A 15,091-nucleotide genomic window follows, 5' to 3' on the forward strand; every position below is an offset into this window, starting at 1 on the left:
CCTGCGGAGAACCCTAGGCCATCACCGGCGCCCGATCGGGCAAGAAGATCAAACCCTGGATGGGCCAAACCCTTACGCGGGTAGCGGGTCGGTTGTGTACTGCCACACCATGACCTGGTTGTTGCGCCTGCTCGAGTCCGAGCACCGGCATCTGCTGAGGGGTGTGGAGAGTTTGTGCCCGGAGGGGGTCGGCGCCACCGATCTCGGCACCGACCCCGTCCGGGTCGAGATCAGGACAGGGCGACCAGATCGTAGGAGTTGACGTTGCGTGCCAGGCTCTGCACGTGCTCGGTCGCGTCGCCGAGGGTGTGGCTGATCGCGGTCAATCGGCTCGTGTAATGGCCGACCGGGTACTCGGCGGTCATCCCGATACCGCCGTGCATCTGGATCGCCTCCTGGCCGATGTGACGGCCTGAGCGGCAGATCTGCAGCTTGGCGCGTGAGGCGATCACCGGGTCGGAGATGCCGTCGGCGAGCGCGGTCGTGGCATACAGGCTCATCGACCGCGCCAGCTCGAGCTGCACGTACATGTCGGCCGCCCGGTGCGTCAGCGCTTGGAAGGTCGCCAGTGTCACCCCGAACTGCTTGCGCGTCTTGAGGTAATCGACGGTCAGGTCGAGTGCGCGTTCCATCGCCCCGACTGCCTCCGCGCACAGCGCGGTCTGGATGCCGACCTCGACGTCGGCGAGCAGTGCCGAGGCGTCGCCGGAACCGAGGCGGGTGGCCGGGGCGCCGTCGAAGACGATCTGAGCGCCTCGACGCCGATCGTGGGTCCGGTAGGCGGTTCGGGTGACGCCCTCGGCGTCGGCGTCGACGAGGTACAGCCCGACCTCGCCGTTCTCGCGCGCCGACACGATCAGCTTGTCCGCGCAATCACCGTGCGGCACCAGCGATTTGGTTCCGGTGAGCTTCCCGTCGGCGGCGGTGGTGGCCACCGCGGCCGCAGGCCAGCGGTCGCCGGCCTCCTGATGGGCGAAGGCCAGGAGCAACTCGCCGCCGGCCAGGCCGCCGAGGAGTTCCTCGCGCAGGTCGCCTTCGGCGGTCGCGACGATCAGCGAGCCCGGGACCAACGCCGCGTCCAGGTACGGCTCGGGTGCCAGCGCTCGGCCGATCTCACCCATGACCGAGGCGAACTCGACGGGGCCCGCTCCGGCGCCGCCGTCTTCCTCGGGAATGGTCAGGCCGAGGATGCCGATGTCGGCCAACGACTTCCAGACGTCGCGGCTCCAGCCCAGCTCGGTGTCGGTGACCTTGCGTAGCGTCTCGACGTCGTAGGTCTTGCTCAGCACGTCGCGGACGGTGTCGCGCAACATCGTCTGTTCTTCGGACAGTTCGAAATCCATGTGTGTTCCTCGTGTGTCGGGAGGTCGAATGGTCGTGTGTGCGGCGCGATTACAGGCCGAGCACGGCCTTGTCGATGATCTGGCGCTGGACCTCCGACGAACCGCCGTAAATGGTCACCTTGCGGTAGTTCAGATAGGTCGGCACCGACAACTGCGCCCACTCCGGGGCCTCGATGTCGGCCGATCCGTTGGGCGCGGCCGGGTCGAGTCCGGCGACCGGAAGCGAATCCGGGCCCGCGATGTCGGCGAGCAACTCCATCGCTTCCTGCTGCAGCTGGCTCCCGCGAAGCTTGAGCAGCGACGATGCGGGGTTGGGCTTGCCGTCGGCCGACGATGCGACCACACGCAGCTGGGTCAGCTCCAGGGCGAGGATCTCGTTCTCGAGTTCGGCGAGGCGCGCGGCGAGGAACGGGTCCTCGATCAGTGGCTTGCCGTCGGCCGCGGTGATCTCACGGGCGAGTTCCTTGGCGCGGGCCAGCTTGGTCTTGGTGTAGCCGACGCGCGCGATGCCGCTGCGCTCGTTGCCCAGCAGGAACTTCGCCTGCGTCCACCCCTGGTTCTCCTCGCCGACGAGGTTCTCCACCGGAACCCGCACGTCGTTGAAGAAGACCTCATTGACCTCGTAACCGCCGTCGATCAACTGGATCGGACGCAGTTCGACGCCGGGGGTGTCCATCGGGAACAGCAGCATCGAGATGCCGGCCTGCTTCTTGACGTCGGGGTCGGTGCGGCACAGGCAGAAGATCCAGTCGGCGAACTGGCCGAGGGTGGTCCAGGTCTTCTGGCCGTTGACGACGTAGTGGTCGCCGTCGCGCACCGCGCGGGTCTTCAGCGACGCGAGGTCCGAGCCCGCCTCTGGCTCGGAAAAGCCCTGGCACCACCAGATGTCGAGATTGGCGGTCTTGGGCAGAAAGCGTTCCTTCATCTCCTGCGACCCGAACTGGGCGATGACGGGCCCGATCATGCCCGCGTTGAACGGCAGCATGTCGGGCACCGACGCGAGGCTCATCTCCTCGCGGTAGATGTGGTGCTGGATCGGGGTCCAGTCCTGGCCGCCCCATTCGGTCGGCCAGTGCGGTACGGCGTAGCCCGCCTCGTTCATGATGCGGGTGGTGGTGACGATGTCCTCGGGGTAGTTCAGCTTCCCGGCGGCCGAGCGTTCGCGCAGGTCCTTGGGGATCGCGGTGGTGAAAAATGTCCGAAGTTCGTCGCGGAAGGCTTCTTCACTTGAACTGAATTTCAGGTGCATGCCTACCTTCATACTCTCCGAGGTCGCGGGCGCAAACCCGGGCCCGGAGATTCGCCCGCCGGCGGGTGCGCGCCGACGCCAGTCCGCCGAGGACGGCGAGTGCGAGCACGTACCCGACGTAGATCGCGACGGTGGCGCGCAGACCGAGGTGGCCGACAACGAGTCCGGCGATCACCGCGGGCACGCTGAAGGCCACGTAGCTGACGATGAAGACCGCCGAGAAGACCTGGCCCCGCGCAGGAGCGGGTGTCTGCGCGCTGATCGAGTCCAATGCACCGAGGAAGGTCCCGGCGAATCCGGATCCGGCGATCAGCGAGCCGACGATGTACACCGGCAGTGACTCGGTGAGCACGCCGGCCAGCGAGATGACCGCACCACCGGCGAGCGCCGGATAGCCGAAGGCCAGTTTGGCCTGCGGCGCCCACGACGTGACCAGCAACGAGGTCAGCGCGCCGGCGGCGAAGAAGGCGAACAGCAGTAGGCCCGCTTCGGCGTGATTGGCGACGCCGAACACGCGCGCCACCACCGATGAGCCGAGCGAGAGGTAGAGGCCACCGAGCGACCATGTGGCCACGAACGCGGGGATGGCCGCCCAGAACAGCGGGCGCACCGCGGCGGGCACCGACGCCTGCGGAGCCAGGGTGCCGAGCAGGTGACGTCGTGACGAGAAGCCCACGCGCTCAGACGTTTCCGGCACGATCAGCAGTGCGATCAGGAGGACGGCGTAGAGGGCGAGGACGATCTCGTAGACCAGGAAGCGAGGGTGGGGAGCGTACTGAACGAGAACGCCGGCCACCGCGACCCCGCCGGCGAGACCGATGGTCGGCCCCGCCCCGGTGATCGCCGACGACAGGCGGGGGCTCGGTGCCATGTCGACGACGGTCGCCGTCAGGGTGCCGATCGCAGCACCGGTCGCCAATCCCTGCAGCGCACGGGCTGCCATCAGGGTGCCGACGCCGTCGGCGACGAGGAACAGCGCCATGCTCGCGATCAGCAGCACCAGGGCAACCGCGAGGACGGGCCGTCGGCCGATGTGATCGGAGAGCGATCCCACCGACAGCAGGCTGATCAGCATCGTGACGACGTAGATCGCGAAGACGCCGGTCAGGGTGAACGACGAGAAACCCCACAGCTGTTGGTAGACGGGATAGAGCGGTGAGGGCGCCGCCGACGCGAACAGCACCATCACCACCGTGGCGGTGACCACCCAGAACGCGCGGTGCGGATGTAGACGCGACACGGGAACCTCCGAAGTTGACGAGCCGGCTAAAGCAAAGGCGTTTGCGTTAGTCAAACTAGCCGGGATGGACTCCTAAAGCAACGCGGTTTGCAATAATCGATTCCATGAGTGCGACAACGGCGACGAATGTGCAGGTGGACGAGGGGCAGCACCCACGACGGCCCGGTGGACGCAGTGCTCGCGTGCAGCAGGCGGTCTACCGCGCCGTGGGACAACTCGTCGGTGCCGGCGAGCGCGAGACCATGACCATCCCGCAGGTCGCCGAGCTCGCCGGGGTCAATCCGACGTCGATTTACCGGCGTTGGGGATCGATCACCGCACTCGTCGAGGAGGTGGCGGTCGCCGTCCTCACCCAGGGCGAGGACCTCCCCGAGACCGGCACCCTGCGTGGCGATCTCACCGAGTGGGCACAGATCATCGCCGCCGACATCGGACGGCCCAAACGTCGGTCTTACCTACGGGCGATGATCGTCGCGCGCGATGAACTCGTCGACGAATGCCCGTGCTGGGAGATCCGGCGCGACCAGGCGCAGCAGATGGTGGCCCGCGCCGCCGAACGCGGCGAGCCCACACCGACCGTCGAGCAGATCCTCGACCACATCATCGCGCCGCTCTATCACCACGCCGTGTTCGGCAAGGCCATCGACGACTCGTTCGCCGCGCAACTGGCCGGCGATGTGATGGCGATGATCGTCTGATCAGCCGCCGATCGCGCGTCGGAAGAACGGCCACGACCGGTGGAGCTGATCCTGCCAGTAGCCCCATGAGTGGGTGCCCGGCCGGCCGATGTCGGCGGTGTAGGGGATGTGCAGTCCGTTGAGGCGTCCGAGGAGTTGCTGGGTGCAGATGCTGGTGGCCGCCTCGATCCCGCCGCCGAGCACCACCTGATCGGTCAGCGTGATCGGGTCGCGCACCGCCTGCGGGGTGTCGTGCGGACCGGGCAGACCACTGGAGTTGGAGATGTAGAGCGCGGTGCCGCGCAGCTTGCCCGCATTGAGGACGGGATCGTTGGCACGCCATAGCGGCCCGTTGTCGGGGCCCCACATGTTCACGGTGTTGCCACCGCCGCGACCGTCGACGACGAGCTTGATGTACTGCTGTCCCAACGGGTCCGACGTCGAGGCGCAACCGCTGTAGGACGCCGCCGCCCGATAGAGCCCGCGGTGCGCGATCGCCAGATTGAGCACCGAGGTCCCCGACGATGAGATGCCGCCGATCGCGTTACGTCCGCTCGTGCGGTAGGCCGAGTCGATGACCGCGGGCAACTCCGAGCCGAGGAACGTCGACCACTTGTTGACGCCGAGCGTCGGATCACGACGAATCCAGTCGGTGTAGTAACTGAATGCTCCCTGCTCGGGGATGACGACGTAGACGTTCTTGTCGGCGAAGAACGACTCGATGTCGGTCCGCGCGAGCCAGGAGGCGCTGTCCTCACCGCCGCCGGCGCCGTTGAGCAGGTACAGCACGCCTCGCGGCTGCGACGGATCGCGCGGCTTGATCACCGTCAGCGGGATGTCGCGGTCCATCGCATCGGAGTGCACGACGATGGTGGTGAGCTTCTCCGACGGCGAGCCCGCCGAGACCATGTGCCCGGCCGCATGGGCGTCGGGAGCCACACCGACCGGGACGAGTAGCGCTGCGATGGCCAGCGCCGCGATCAACAGTCCGCGTCGTGCTCGTCGCGTCATCCCCGGGCCCCGTTTCGTGTGCTTGTGGATGGAGTGGACGCTATCAGGGTCGACGCCCGCTAGGGTGGGCGCGCATGAGGCATGTGCATGCATTCGGTGACGACGCACTCGGGCAGTCCGACGCACTCGGCGTGGCGGCGGCCATCGCCGCGGGGGAGATCTCGGCGACCGAGGCCGTCGACGCCGCGCTCGAGCGGATCGACCGGGTCAACCCGCAGATCAACGCGATCGCCGTCGACGACAGGGAACGTGCCCGCAAGCGCGCCGCCGACGACGATTTCGGTGGCGGGGTGTTCGCCGGTGTGCCCTCGGTCATCAAGAACAACACCCTGATGGCGGGTATCCCGACGACCCACGGGTCCGCGGCGGTCCCCGAGCGGGTGGCCACTGCCAACGAGCCGTTCACCGATCAGCTGCTCGCCACCGGACTGAACATCGTCGGGGCGTCGACGCTGCCGGCGTTCGGCCTGACCGCGACGACCGAATTCGTCGACCGTGACCCCACCCGCAATCCCTGGGACACCGACTACTCCTCGGGCGCGTCCTCCGGCGGATCGGCCGCACTCGTCGCATCGGGGGCGTTGCCGATCGCGCACGGCAACGACGGCGGCGGATCGATCCGGATTCCGGCCGCCGCGTGCGGACTCGTGGGACTCAAACCCAGCCGCGACCGGGTGGTGGCCTCGCCCGAGGGTACGGCGATGCCCATCGACCTCATTTCCAACGGGGTCATCAGTCGCAGTGTGCGCGACACCGCCCACTTCCTCGCCGATGCCGAGAAGTTTTGTCCGGCACCGGGTCTCCCACCCGTGGGCCTCGTCGAGGGGCCATCGGAGCGGCGCCTGCGCATCGCCATGCTCACCGAGCCGCTGACCGGACAGTTGCTCGACGACGACACCCAGGCCGGCCTGACCGCCACCGCCGAACTCCTCGAAAGCCTGGGCCATCGCACCGAATTCATCCCGGTTCCCGTCGACCGTGCCTACGTCACCCAGTTCACCGACTACTGGGCGATGCTGGCGTTCTCGCTGGACCGATTCGGAAAACGGATGATCGACAAGGGTTTCGACCGCAGCAAGCTCGATTCGTTCACCCGCGGACTCTCGCGCATGTACCTGCGCCGCATGTGGCGTACGCCGTCGGTGATCCGCGGACTCAAACAGTCGACCGTGCGCTTCCGGGAAACCTTCGCCCGCTTCGACGCGGTCCTCTCGCCGACGCTGGCACACACCACCCCGAAGATCGGATACCTCGATCCCGCAGGCGATTTCGACGAGATCTTCGACCGGCTGACCCGCTACGTCGCGTTCACCCCGGCCAACAACACCTCCGGCGCGCCGGGTATCAGCCTGCCGCTCGCGCAGACCTCGCAGGGCCTGCCCCTCGGCATGCACTTCACCACCGACCTCGGTGACGAGCGCACGCTGCTCGAACTCGCCTACGAACTCGAGGCGGCACAACCGTTCGCACGAATCAACGACGCCGGCTGACGCCGGAACTCTGGGGGAGATGTCGGGTGTTGATCGACGAGCTGACGGAATTACTGGGCATCGATGTCGACGTGATCAGCGTCGGTGCTCTGACCGACAACGGCGTTGCTCGACGGATACTCGCCTAGGCCGTGCCTCTTTGACCGATGTACTCCCAGTCCAGCGCCCCTCAGCCCAGCGCGACCGACAGCCGATCCGCGAAGTCCGTCATCACCTGTCGATCTCCCGGGACACCCGGCTGCCAGGGCAGTCGCAGGCGGTCCCGATCCCGATCGGCGTAACGCGGTATGACGTGCAGGTGAAAGTGGAAGACGGTCTGCCAGGCGTCGGCGCCGCAGCAGTTGAGGAGATTCACGCCGTCGGCGTCGAGGTCGCCGACCACGGCGCGGGCGATCCGCTGCGCTTCGAGGGTGACCGCGGTCAGATCCTGCGCGTCGATGTCGAGTAGATCGGTGCTGTGGCGCTTGGGGATCACCAGCAGATGGCCGTCGTTGCCCGGCGCGATGTCCATGAACGCGTAGGTGGCCTCGGTTTCCGACACCCGGACACTCGGCGCCGTACCCGCGACGATCGCGCAGAAGATGCAGTTGGTCATGCCCGAATGGTAAAGGCGTGTCTCCCGAGATCACCTCGGGAGACACGCCTTCGGGTCGTCGGATGGCGTCTTAGTGCGCCACCGCCTCTTCGGCGCCCACGCCGGTCAGGGAGCGAACCTCCATCTCGGCGTTGCGTTCCGGGGTACCGCGATCCGACGGCGAGGTCAGCGTGCCGACGATACCGAGCACGAAGGCCAACGGGATCGAGACGATGCCGGGATTCTCCAACGGGAACCAGGCGAAGTCGGCGCCGGGAATCATCGAGGTGGCCTTACCGGAGACCGCGGGCGAGAACACGATGAGCAGCAGCGTCGAACCGAGGCCACCATAGATGCTCCACAGCGCACCGCGGGTGTTGAAGCGCTTCCAGTACAGCGAATACACAATTGTCGGCAGATTGGCCGCAGCGGCGATGGCGAACGCCAGGGCCACCAGGAAGGCCACGTTCTGGCCGTTGGCGAGAATGCCGAGCACGATTCCGAGGACGCCGAGAGTGATTGCGGCGTAGCGTGATACGCGGACCTGCTCGTCCTCGCTGACCTTGCCGCGCTTGATGACGCTGGCGTAGATGTCGTGGGCGAAGGACGCCGAGGCGGTGATCGTCAGTCCGGCGACGACGGCGAGGATCGTCGCGAACGCGACGGCTGCGATGATGCCGAGCAGGATCGTGCCACCGAGTTCGAAGGCGAGTAGTGGCGCTGCGGCGTTCTCCTTGCCGGCGGCCGCGAGGATGCGGTCGGGTCCGACGATCGCGGCGGCACCGTAACCGAGGATGAGGGTGAACAGGTAGAACGCACCGATGAGCGCGATCGCCCAGACCACCGAGCGCCGAGCCTCTTTCGCGGTCGGGACGGTGTAGAAACGCATCAGCACATGCGGTAGGCCGGCGGTGCCGAGAACCAGGGCGATGGCCAGTGAGATGAAGTTGATCTGCGATTCCATCGACCCGCCGTACTTGGCGCCGGGCGCGAGAACGTCACGGGCGGCGACCTTTTCGCTAGACGATCCGCTGATCGCATCCTGCGCGCCACCCAGGATGTGGGACACGTTGAGCCCGAACTTGGCCAGCACCAGGACCGTCATGAACGCGGCACCCGCGATCAGCAGCACAGCCTTGATGATCTGCACCCAGGTGGTGCCCTTCATTCCGCCGACGAGCACATAGACGATCATCAGGGCGCCGACCACGGCGATCACGATCGACTGCCCGGTCCGCGATGTCACGTCGAGCAGCAGGGCGACCAGACCGCCGGCGCCGGCCATCTGCGCCAGCAGATAGAACAGCGAGACCGCCAGCGTCGAGATCGCCGCCGCCAGTCGTACCGGGCGCTGCTTGAGGCGGAAGCTCAAGACGTCGGCCATGGTGAATTTGCCGGTGTTGCGCAGCAATTCGGCGACGAGCAGCAATGCCACCAGCCATGCCACGAGGAATCCGATGGAGTAGAGGAAGCCGTCATAGCCGTACACGGCGATGGCGCCGGCGATGCCGAGGAAGCTGGCGGCGGAGAGATAGTCACCGGCGATGGCGATGCCGTTCTGGGGTCCGGAGAACGTGCGGCCACCGGTGAAGTAGTCGGTGGCCGACGCGTTCTTCTTGCTCGCGCGGATCACCACGAACAACGTGATGGCGACGAAGGCGACGAAGATGGCGATGTTCGCGATGGGGTTACCCACGGCGGCAGATGCTGCGAGAGTGGTCATTTGGCGGCCTCGTTCATCATCTCGGTGCGGATCGCCTCGGCCTTGGGGTCGAGGTCACGATTGGCGAAGCGGACGTAGAGCCCGGTGATGACGAACGTCGTCACGAACTGCAGCAGGCCGAGAATGAGCCCGAGGTTGATGTCGCCCCACACCCGGGTTGCCATGAAGTCGTGCGCGAACGCCCCGAGCAGCACGTACACCGCGTACCACAGCAGAAAGAAGGCGGTCATCGGGAACACGAAGCGGCGCAGGGTGCGCTTGAGATCCTGGAATTGCGGACTGGCCTGCATCGCGACGTATTGTTCGCCCGTCGGATGCGCGGGCGCCGGCGGCGACGCCGGCGTGGGTTGGTCGACAGTGGACACGAGATCCTCCCAAACTGTGATGGTTCGCCCAAACTGTGATGGTCGATGACTCACAGAGTCGATGAGGGCCATGTCACACACAATGGGGTGGCGCGGGTCACACGACGAAACCGGTCATCCGTGCGGTGGGCGGTCGGTCGGCCCAGACGAACGGTCGGAGTCGATCGGCCCGCAACCACACGACGGTGGGAGAGGATGGCCGTATGACGCTTCTGTGGGATCAGCATGCATGTCTGCCGCTGCAACCCGACGCCGACGTCGGATACCTGCGGCGATTCGACCGCAACGGACCGACATATGTGTCGGTCAACGTCGGCTACTCACCGCAGAGCTTCGACGATTCGTCGTTGCTGCTGAGGCGTTTCCGGGCCGCGATCACCGACCACCCGGGCCTGGCGCTCGCGACGACGCCGTCCGACATCGAGGCCGCGGTCGGGCGGATCGCGGTGGCCTTCGATCTCGAGGACTCCAATCCCCTCGACGGTGACCTCGACAACGTCGCCCGGTTCGTCGACCTCGGCGTTCGCACGATGCTCCCGACGTACAACCACGCCAACCGCGCCGGGTGTGGATGCCTCGATACCGACGACACCGGACTGACCGCGTGGGGTCGCGACCTCGTCGCCGAGATGAATTCGGCCGGGATGGTGCCTGACGGTTCGCACTGCTCGGTGCGCACCGGCCTCGATCTGTGCGAGGTGTCGAGCAAGCCCGTCATCTACAGCCATTCGTGCATGCGCGGTGTGTGGGATCACCCTCGCAACATCACCGACGATCAGGCCCGCGAGTGCGCCGCGACCGGCGGGGTCGTCGGGATCACCGGTGTCGGGATCTTCCTCGGCCCCAACACCCCGACGCTCGAGGCGATGACCCGCCACCTCGAGTACGCGGTCGAACTCGTCGGCATCGAGCACGTCGGCGTCAGCACCGATCACTCCTTCGACGCCGAGGACTTCCTCGCCGAGATCCGCGACCATCCCGAGGCGTTCGACGAGTCCTACACGCGGTGGGGTCCGATCCGCTGGATGGCGCCGGAGGCTTTCGTCACCCTGGGAAGCCATCTGGCCCAACGTGGTTGGGCCGCCGACGACATCACCGCGGTACTCGGCGGCAACTTTCGGCGGGTTGCTGAGTGCTCCTGGTGACGGTGCGTGACCTCACTGCGCCGCCCCGTCGCGGGGGAGGCGTTCGACGCCCATCCCGACCCGTTCGGGGACGTGCATCCGCGCGAAGGTGCGCGAGAGGTCGCCGGGCACGCGGGTGCGGGTGGCGAGGCTGACGAGCATCATCGTCGCGAAGGCGAGCGGTACGGTCACCGCCGCGGGGAAGCCGACGATGACCGCGGGCCATCCGCCCAGTGAGGTGTCCCCGATACCGCCGGCGATCGCCAATGATGTTGCGGTGCCCGACGACAGACCACCGACCAGCATGCCGGTGATGGCGCCCGCTGGGGTCAGTCGGCGCCACCAGATGCCGAGGATCAGCAACGGGCACAGGGTCGAGGCCGCGACCGCGAACACCAGACCGACCGTGCGCGACAACTCCAGAGACGTTGCGGCCACACTGAACACGATGGGGATCACCCCGCCGATCACGGCGGCGACCCGGAAATCGCGGATGCGCCCACGCAGGACGTCGGTGGAGATCGCCCCGGCCACACTGACGAGCAGTCCCGACGAGGTCGCGAGGAACGCGGCGATCGCGCCCGCGGCCACGAGTGCGGCGAGGAGTTGGCCGGCCACCCCGCCGATCGCCGCCGACGGCAACAGCAGCACCGCGGCATCGGAGGTGCCCGTGATCAACAGTTGCGGCACATAGAGTCTCGCGAAGACCCCGAGCACCATCGGGAACAGGTAGAACAGGCCGAGCAGGGCGATCACCGTAAGGGCGGTCCGGCGTGCGGAGCGTCCGTCCGGGTTGGTGTAGAACCGCACCAGCACATGCGGCAGTCCCATGGTGCCGAGGAAGGTCGCGATGATGATCGAATACACCTGGTACAGGGGATGATTGCCGCCGAGCCCACCGCCCGGCGCCACCCAGGACGCACCGGTCGTCGGGGCGCCGGCCACCACCGGGGTGGCTGCGCCGGCGTCGAGCCGGATGGTGCTGCCCGAGCTCAATGTGTACTCACCGGGCGCGCGAAAGGCGGCGTCGTCGACGTGTGAGCCGTCGATGGTCCCGGTGACGTGCACCCCGGCGGTCTCCGGGACCGACAGCACGGTGTCGGTGGTGATGTCGACGGTGGTGGCGACGTCGACGCGCGGTGGGGCGGGCTCGCCGACCGGCTCACGGTGTGCGAGGAACACGATCACCAGGGCCAGCGCGGGTACCCCGATCGCGGTGAGCTTCAACCAGTACTGGAATGCCTGGACGAACGTGATCGAGCGCATGCCACCGCCGACGACGTTGACGATCACGATCACCCCGACGGCCACTGCGCCCACCCAGACCGGTACGCCCAGCAAGATGTTGAGAGTCAGTCCGGCGCCCTGGAACTGGGGAATCAGATACAACACGCACACGACGACCACCACCAGCATCGCCGTCTGGCGTGCGGGTCTCGACGAGAGCCGGAACTCGGCGAAGTCGGGCACGGTGTAGGCGCCCGAGCGTCGCAGCGGGGCGGCGACGAACAGCAACAGCCCGAGATATCCCGCGGTGAAACCGACCGGATACCACAGGGCATCCGCACCGTATTTGGCGACGAGTCCGGCGACACCGAGAAATGATGCCGCCGAGAGGTATTCACCGGACACCGCGGCGGCGTTCCATCGGGAGCCGACGCTGCGTGAGGCCACCAGGAAGTCAGACGTGGTACGCGCGAAGCGCCCACCGTAGGCACCGATGACGATGGTCGCCAGTGCCGCCGCGACGAGAGCGAACGCGGTCAGGATCGTCCCCGACATCAGTCGTGCTCCGAGGGGCCGGCGCCCGCATCGTCGTCGACGACGCCCATGAAGTCGCGCTCGGCCTGCTCGGCCAGATGCACGTAGAGTCTGCCGAACAGATACAGCAGCGGATAGACGAGCACCCCGAGGACCAACCAGGACACCCGGATACCGAACACCGCGTACTCGCCGAGCGCTGGAAAGACGATGCCCAGCAACGGAACCAGTGCGATGATCGCCGTCACGCTCAGGCCCAGCCGCAACGCCAAACCCAGCTGTGCGCGCATCAGGCCGCGGACCAGGGCGTCGCCGACCTCGGTCTGCTCGTGCACCTCCACCCGCGTGCGCACCACGCGTGCGCCGCGTCGGCGGGCCAGCACCACCCGCTCCCGCTGCGGTGGTCGCTCCGGGCCCGAAGGCGTCTCGCCCCGGCCCGAGGTCACTGGTCGTCTCCGGTTCGGTAGGCGCGCATCGGGTCCCGGATGAGGCGATCCTTGAGTTCTCGGACCTGCCGGCGGCTCACCGGGAGTTCCACCGCCTCCGAGTGGCCGTTGGCGCGCACCGCCACCATCGTCGTCGACCCGGAGGCCCGCAGCCCGGTCACCATACCCAGCGCCACCAGATACGACCGGTGGATACGCGCGAAGCCCTTGTCCTGCCACCGGGATTCGAGGGTGGACAGCGGAATTCGCACGAGGTGTGCACCGTCCGCCGAATGCAGCCGGGCGTAATCGCCGACGGCCTCGACCCACGAGATCGAATCCCGTCGGATCAGCGAGGTCACCCCGCCCAGTTCGACGGGGATGACGTCGTCGTCACGCGCGGTCGACTCGGGGGTGGTCGTGGGTGGCGCGGCCGCGGCGGCGACCCGATCCACCGCCTCACGTAACCGGTCCTCGCGCAACGGTTTCAGCAGATAGTCCAGCGCGCCGACGTCGAATGCGTCGACCGCGCGGTCGTCGTGGGCGGTGACGAACACGATCTGTGGGGGACTGCTGAGCTTGCGCAGCACGGTGGCCAATTCGATGCCCGAGAGGCCGGGCATGTTGATGTCGAGGAAGACCGCGTCGATCCGGTGGTCGCCGAGTTCACGCAGCGCTCCGGTGGCGTCGCCGGCGGCGAAGACCTCGCCGATCCCGGGCGCGCGGCGCAGCAGGAACACCAGTTCGTCGAGGGCAGGGCGTTCGTCGTCGACAGCCAGGACCGACAGTGCCATGGGTGTCATACTCGCACCCCGGCACGGAATTTGGGGACCCGCATCCCCACCTTGGTGCCCGCGCCGATGCCGGTGTCGACCACCAGGCCGTAGTCGTTGCCGAATGCCGCGCGCAGCCGATGATCCACATTGGTCAGGCCGACCCGGGCTCCCGCCGACCCGTCGCGTGCGCCCGGGTCTGATGTCGCCGATTCGTCGCGCGAGGGCGTGGCGTCGGCGGGCGGATCGAGCGCGTCGATGTCGCCCGACCGCAGGAGCTGGGGGTCCATGCCGACGCCGTCGTCCTCGACGGTGATGACGCAGTCGGTGCCCTCGTCGCGCGCGGTGATCGTGATCGATCCGCCGCCCTTGGCGGCGAGTCCGTGCCGCACCGCATTCTCGACCAGCGGCTGCAGGGCCAGGAACGGCAGCACAACACCCAGAACCTCGGGCGCCACATGTAGTTTCACGTCGAGCGCCGGGCCGAAGCGCGCGCGTTCGAGGGTCAGGTAGCGATCGATGTTGCGCAGTTCGTCGGAGAGCAGGGTGTACTCGCCCGCCGCGCGGAACGAGTAGCGGGTGAAGTCGGCGAACTCGATGATCAGTTCGCGTGCCCGGTCGGGGTCGGTGCGCACGAATGACGCGATCGTGTTGAGCGCGTTGTAGATGAAGTGCGGACTGATCTGTGCGCGCAGGGCGAGGACCTCGGCGCGGTCGAGCCGCGCCCGTGAGGCGTCGAGCTCGGCCAGCTCCACCTGATCGGAGACATACCGGGCGACCTCCGCGATGGCGCCGAGCATGCCCGGGCCCGGGCGGCTCACCGTCGCGACGACGAGCGCTCCCGCGCCGGCGTCCCCGGCGATCAGCGGCTCGGCGACCAGCGCGCGTACCGGGGAGTCCGGGCCGGACGGATCGTTGACGAGTACCCGCCGCTGCTGCGCCAGCGCCGAGGCCGCCGCCGCGTCGGCAGCGGTCAGCACACGTGTGGTCCACACCGGGTCGTCGTCGTGGGCGAGTGCTTCGGCGTCCGCGTCGTACAGGGCCACCCCCTGCGCCGCGGTCAGCGAACGCAGAGGTGGCAGGGCGTCGCGCGCGGATTCGGCACCGAGCCCGCCCCGTAGCGATCGCGCAGCCAGCGACGCCGTGTGCAAGGCGGTGTGTACGGCGCGCTCGGTCGGCGTCGCGACCACCCGCCGGGTCCGGATGAGGACCACGAGGCCGACGACGATCAGCGCGGCCAACACCACCACGATCGCCGCGAGATCACTCGACATCGGAATTCACCGACTCATTGTCGCGCGATCGGCGAGCCCGGGATCGGAACATTGCCGGATGT

The 15,091-nt window shown here is 67.6% G+C and carries 14 protein-coding genes; 3 read left to right on the top strand and 11 right to left on the bottom strand.

The genetic code is table 11. From position 1 onward, the window contains the following. Positions 1-230 precede the first annotated feature (230 nt). The 3 genes from AC5ZH6_RS04370 to AC5ZH6_RS04380 are packed head-to-tail and all read right to left on the bottom strand — an operon-like array spanning position 231 to position 3,832. Positions 231-1,343, bottom strand: a complete 1,113-nt coding sequence (locus tag AC5ZH6_RS04370; RefSeq protein ID WP_006372443.1) for an acyl-CoA dehydrogenase family protein — start codon at positions 1,341-1,343, stop codon at positions 231-233. A 49-nt stretch (positions 1,344-1,392) separates the two neighbouring features. Further along, positions 1,393-2,592: an acyl-CoA dehydrogenase family protein gene (locus tag AC5ZH6_RS04375; protein WP_006372444.1), complete on the bottom strand. Its 1,200-nt coding sequence runs from the start codon at positions 2,590-2,592 to the stop codon at positions 1,393-1,395. Next, entirely contained in the window at positions 2,567-3,832 is a 1,266-nt protein-coding gene (locus tag AC5ZH6_RS04380) for an MFS transporter (RefSeq protein ID WP_006372445.1), read from the bottom strand. The genes AC5ZH6_RS04375 and AC5ZH6_RS04380 overlap by 26 nt, the downstream gene beginning before the upstream one ends. 104 nt (positions 3,833-3,936) lie before the next feature. Here AC5ZH6_RS04380 and AC5ZH6_RS04385 point away from each other — a divergent pair, with 104 nt between their 5' ends. Then, complete coding sequence (locus tag AC5ZH6_RS04385) at positions 3,937-4,530, top strand: TetR/AcrR family transcriptional regulator (protein ID WP_006372446.1); 594 nt, start codon at positions 3,937-3,939, stop codon at positions 4,528-4,530. Here the strand turns inward: AC5ZH6_RS04385 and AC5ZH6_RS04390 are convergent, their stop codons facing one another. Continuing rightward, positions 4,531-5,520 (bottom strand): alpha/beta hydrolase, encoded by a 990-nt coding sequence (locus AC5ZH6_RS04390; RefSeq protein WP_006372447.1) that lies wholly within the window; start codon positions 5,518-5,520, stop codon positions 4,531-4,533. A 74-nt stretch (positions 5,521-5,594) separates the two neighbouring features. Between AC5ZH6_RS04390 and AC5ZH6_RS04395 the strand changes: the two genes are divergently transcribed. Continuing rightward, positions 5,595-7,010 (top strand): amidase, encoded by a 1,416-nt coding sequence (locus AC5ZH6_RS04395; protein WP_020172405.1) that lies wholly within the window; start codon positions 5,595-5,597, stop codon positions 7,008-7,010. A gap of 169 nt (positions 7,011-7,179) precedes the next feature. Here AC5ZH6_RS04395 and AC5ZH6_RS04400 read toward each other — a convergent pair whose 3' ends face one another. The 3 genes from AC5ZH6_RS04400 to AC5ZH6_RS04410 form a co-directional block, all read right to left on the bottom strand. After that, a complete protein-coding gene (locus AC5ZH6_RS04400) occupies positions 7,180-7,605 on the bottom strand; it encodes an HIT family protein (RefSeq protein WP_006372449.1) in 426 nt (141 codons plus the stop codon). Positions 7,606-7,675: 70 nt separating this feature from the next. Continuing rightward, entirely contained in the window at positions 7,676-9,307 is a 1,632-nt protein-coding gene (locus AC5ZH6_RS04405) for a monocarboxylic acid transporter (RefSeq protein WP_006372450.1), read from the bottom strand. After that, positions 9,304-9,672, bottom strand: coding sequence for a DUF485 domain-containing protein (locus tag AC5ZH6_RS04410; RefSeq protein WP_006372451.1), 369 nt, complete (start codon positions 9,670-9,672; stop codon positions 9,304-9,306). Before AC5ZH6_RS04410 ends, AC5ZH6_RS04405 begins: the two co-directional genes overlap by 4 nt. Before the next feature lie 203 nt (positions 9,673-9,875). On the opposite strand from AC5ZH6_RS04410, the gene AC5ZH6_RS04415 reads away from it, so the two are divergent. Further along, positions 9,876-10,817 carry a dipeptidase gene (locus tag AC5ZH6_RS04415; protein WP_006372452.1) on the top strand — a complete coding sequence of 314 codons (942 nt, stop codon included), beginning with the start codon at positions 9,876-9,878 and terminating at the stop codon, positions 10,815-10,817. Between the two features lie 12 nt (positions 10,818-10,829). Here AC5ZH6_RS04415 and AC5ZH6_RS04420 read toward each other — a convergent pair whose 3' ends face one another. From AC5ZH6_RS04420 to AC5ZH6_RS04435, 4 genes are read right to left on the bottom strand one after another with little or no spacing between them, the layout of a single operon-like run. After that, the gene (locus AC5ZH6_RS04420) at positions 10,830-12,578 is read right to left on the bottom strand and encodes a sodium/solute symporter (RefSeq protein ID WP_006372453.1); all 1,749 of its coding nucleotides are present in this window, start codon (positions 12,576-12,578) and stop codon (positions 10,830-10,832) included. Then, positions 12,578-13,003, bottom strand: coding sequence for a hypothetical protein (locus tag AC5ZH6_RS04425; protein WP_006372454.1), 426 nt, complete (start codon positions 13,001-13,003; stop codon positions 12,578-12,580). Before AC5ZH6_RS04425 ends, AC5ZH6_RS04420 begins: the two co-directional genes overlap by 1 nt. After that, positions 13,000-13,785, bottom strand: a complete 786-nt coding sequence (locus AC5ZH6_RS04430) for a LytR/AlgR family response regulator transcription factor (RefSeq protein ID WP_035728798.1) — start codon at positions 13,783-13,785, stop codon at positions 13,000-13,002. Before AC5ZH6_RS04430 ends, AC5ZH6_RS04425 begins: the two co-directional genes overlap by 4 nt. After that, the gene (locus AC5ZH6_RS04435) at positions 13,782-15,029 is read right to left on the bottom strand and encodes a sensor histidine kinase (RefSeq protein ID WP_014358880.1); all 1,248 of its coding nucleotides are present in this window, start codon (positions 15,027-15,029) and stop codon (positions 13,782-13,784) included. Before AC5ZH6_RS04435 ends, AC5ZH6_RS04430 begins: the two co-directional genes overlap by 4 nt. Positions 15,030-15,091: the final 62 nt, after the last annotated feature.

The organism is Gordonia sp. YC-XJ4 (assembly GCF_059511865.1).

Coding starts and splice junctions, on each gene's coding strand:
- AC5ZH6_RS04370 (WP_006372443.1), bottom strand. CDS start 1,343: ATGGATTTCGAACTGTCCGAAGAACAGACGATGTTGCGCGACACCGTC.
- AC5ZH6_RS04375 (WP_006372444.1), bottom strand. CDS start 2,592: ATGCACCTGAAATTCAGTTCAAGTGAAGAAGCCTTCCGCGACGAACTT.
- AC5ZH6_RS04385 (WP_006372446.1), top strand. CDS start 3,937: ATGAGTGCGACAACGGCGACGAATGTGCAGGTGGACGAGGGGCAGCAC.
- AC5ZH6_RS04390 (WP_006372447.1), bottom strand. CDS start 5,520: ATGACGCGACGAGCACGACGCGGACTGTTGATCGCGGCGCTGGCCATC.
- AC5ZH6_RS04395 (WP_020172405.1), top strand. CDS start 5,595: ATGAGGCATGTGCATGCATTCGGTGACGACGCACTCGGGCAGTCCGAC.
- AC5ZH6_RS04400 (WP_006372449.1), bottom strand. CDS start 7,605: ATGACCAACTGCATCTTCTGCGCGATCGTCGCGGGTACGGCGCCGAGT.
- AC5ZH6_RS04405 (WP_006372450.1), bottom strand. CDS start 9,307: ATGACCACTCTCGCAGCATCTGCCGCCGTGGGTAACCCCATCGCGAAC.
- AC5ZH6_RS04415 (WP_006372452.1), top strand. CDS start 9,876: ATGACGCTTCTGTGGGATCAGCATGCATGTCTGCCGCTGCAACCCGAC.
- AC5ZH6_RS04420 (WP_006372453.1), bottom strand. CDS start 12,578: ATGTCGGGGACGATCCTGACCGCGTTCGCTCTCGTCGCGGCGGCACTG.
- AC5ZH6_RS04430 (WP_035728798.1), bottom strand. CDS start 13,785: ATGACACCCATGGCACTGTCGGTCCTGGCTGTCGACGACGAACGCCCT.
- AC5ZH6_RS04435 (WP_014358880.1), bottom strand. CDS start 15,029: ATGTCGAGTGATCTCGCGGCGATCGTGGTGGTGTTGGCCGCGCTGATC.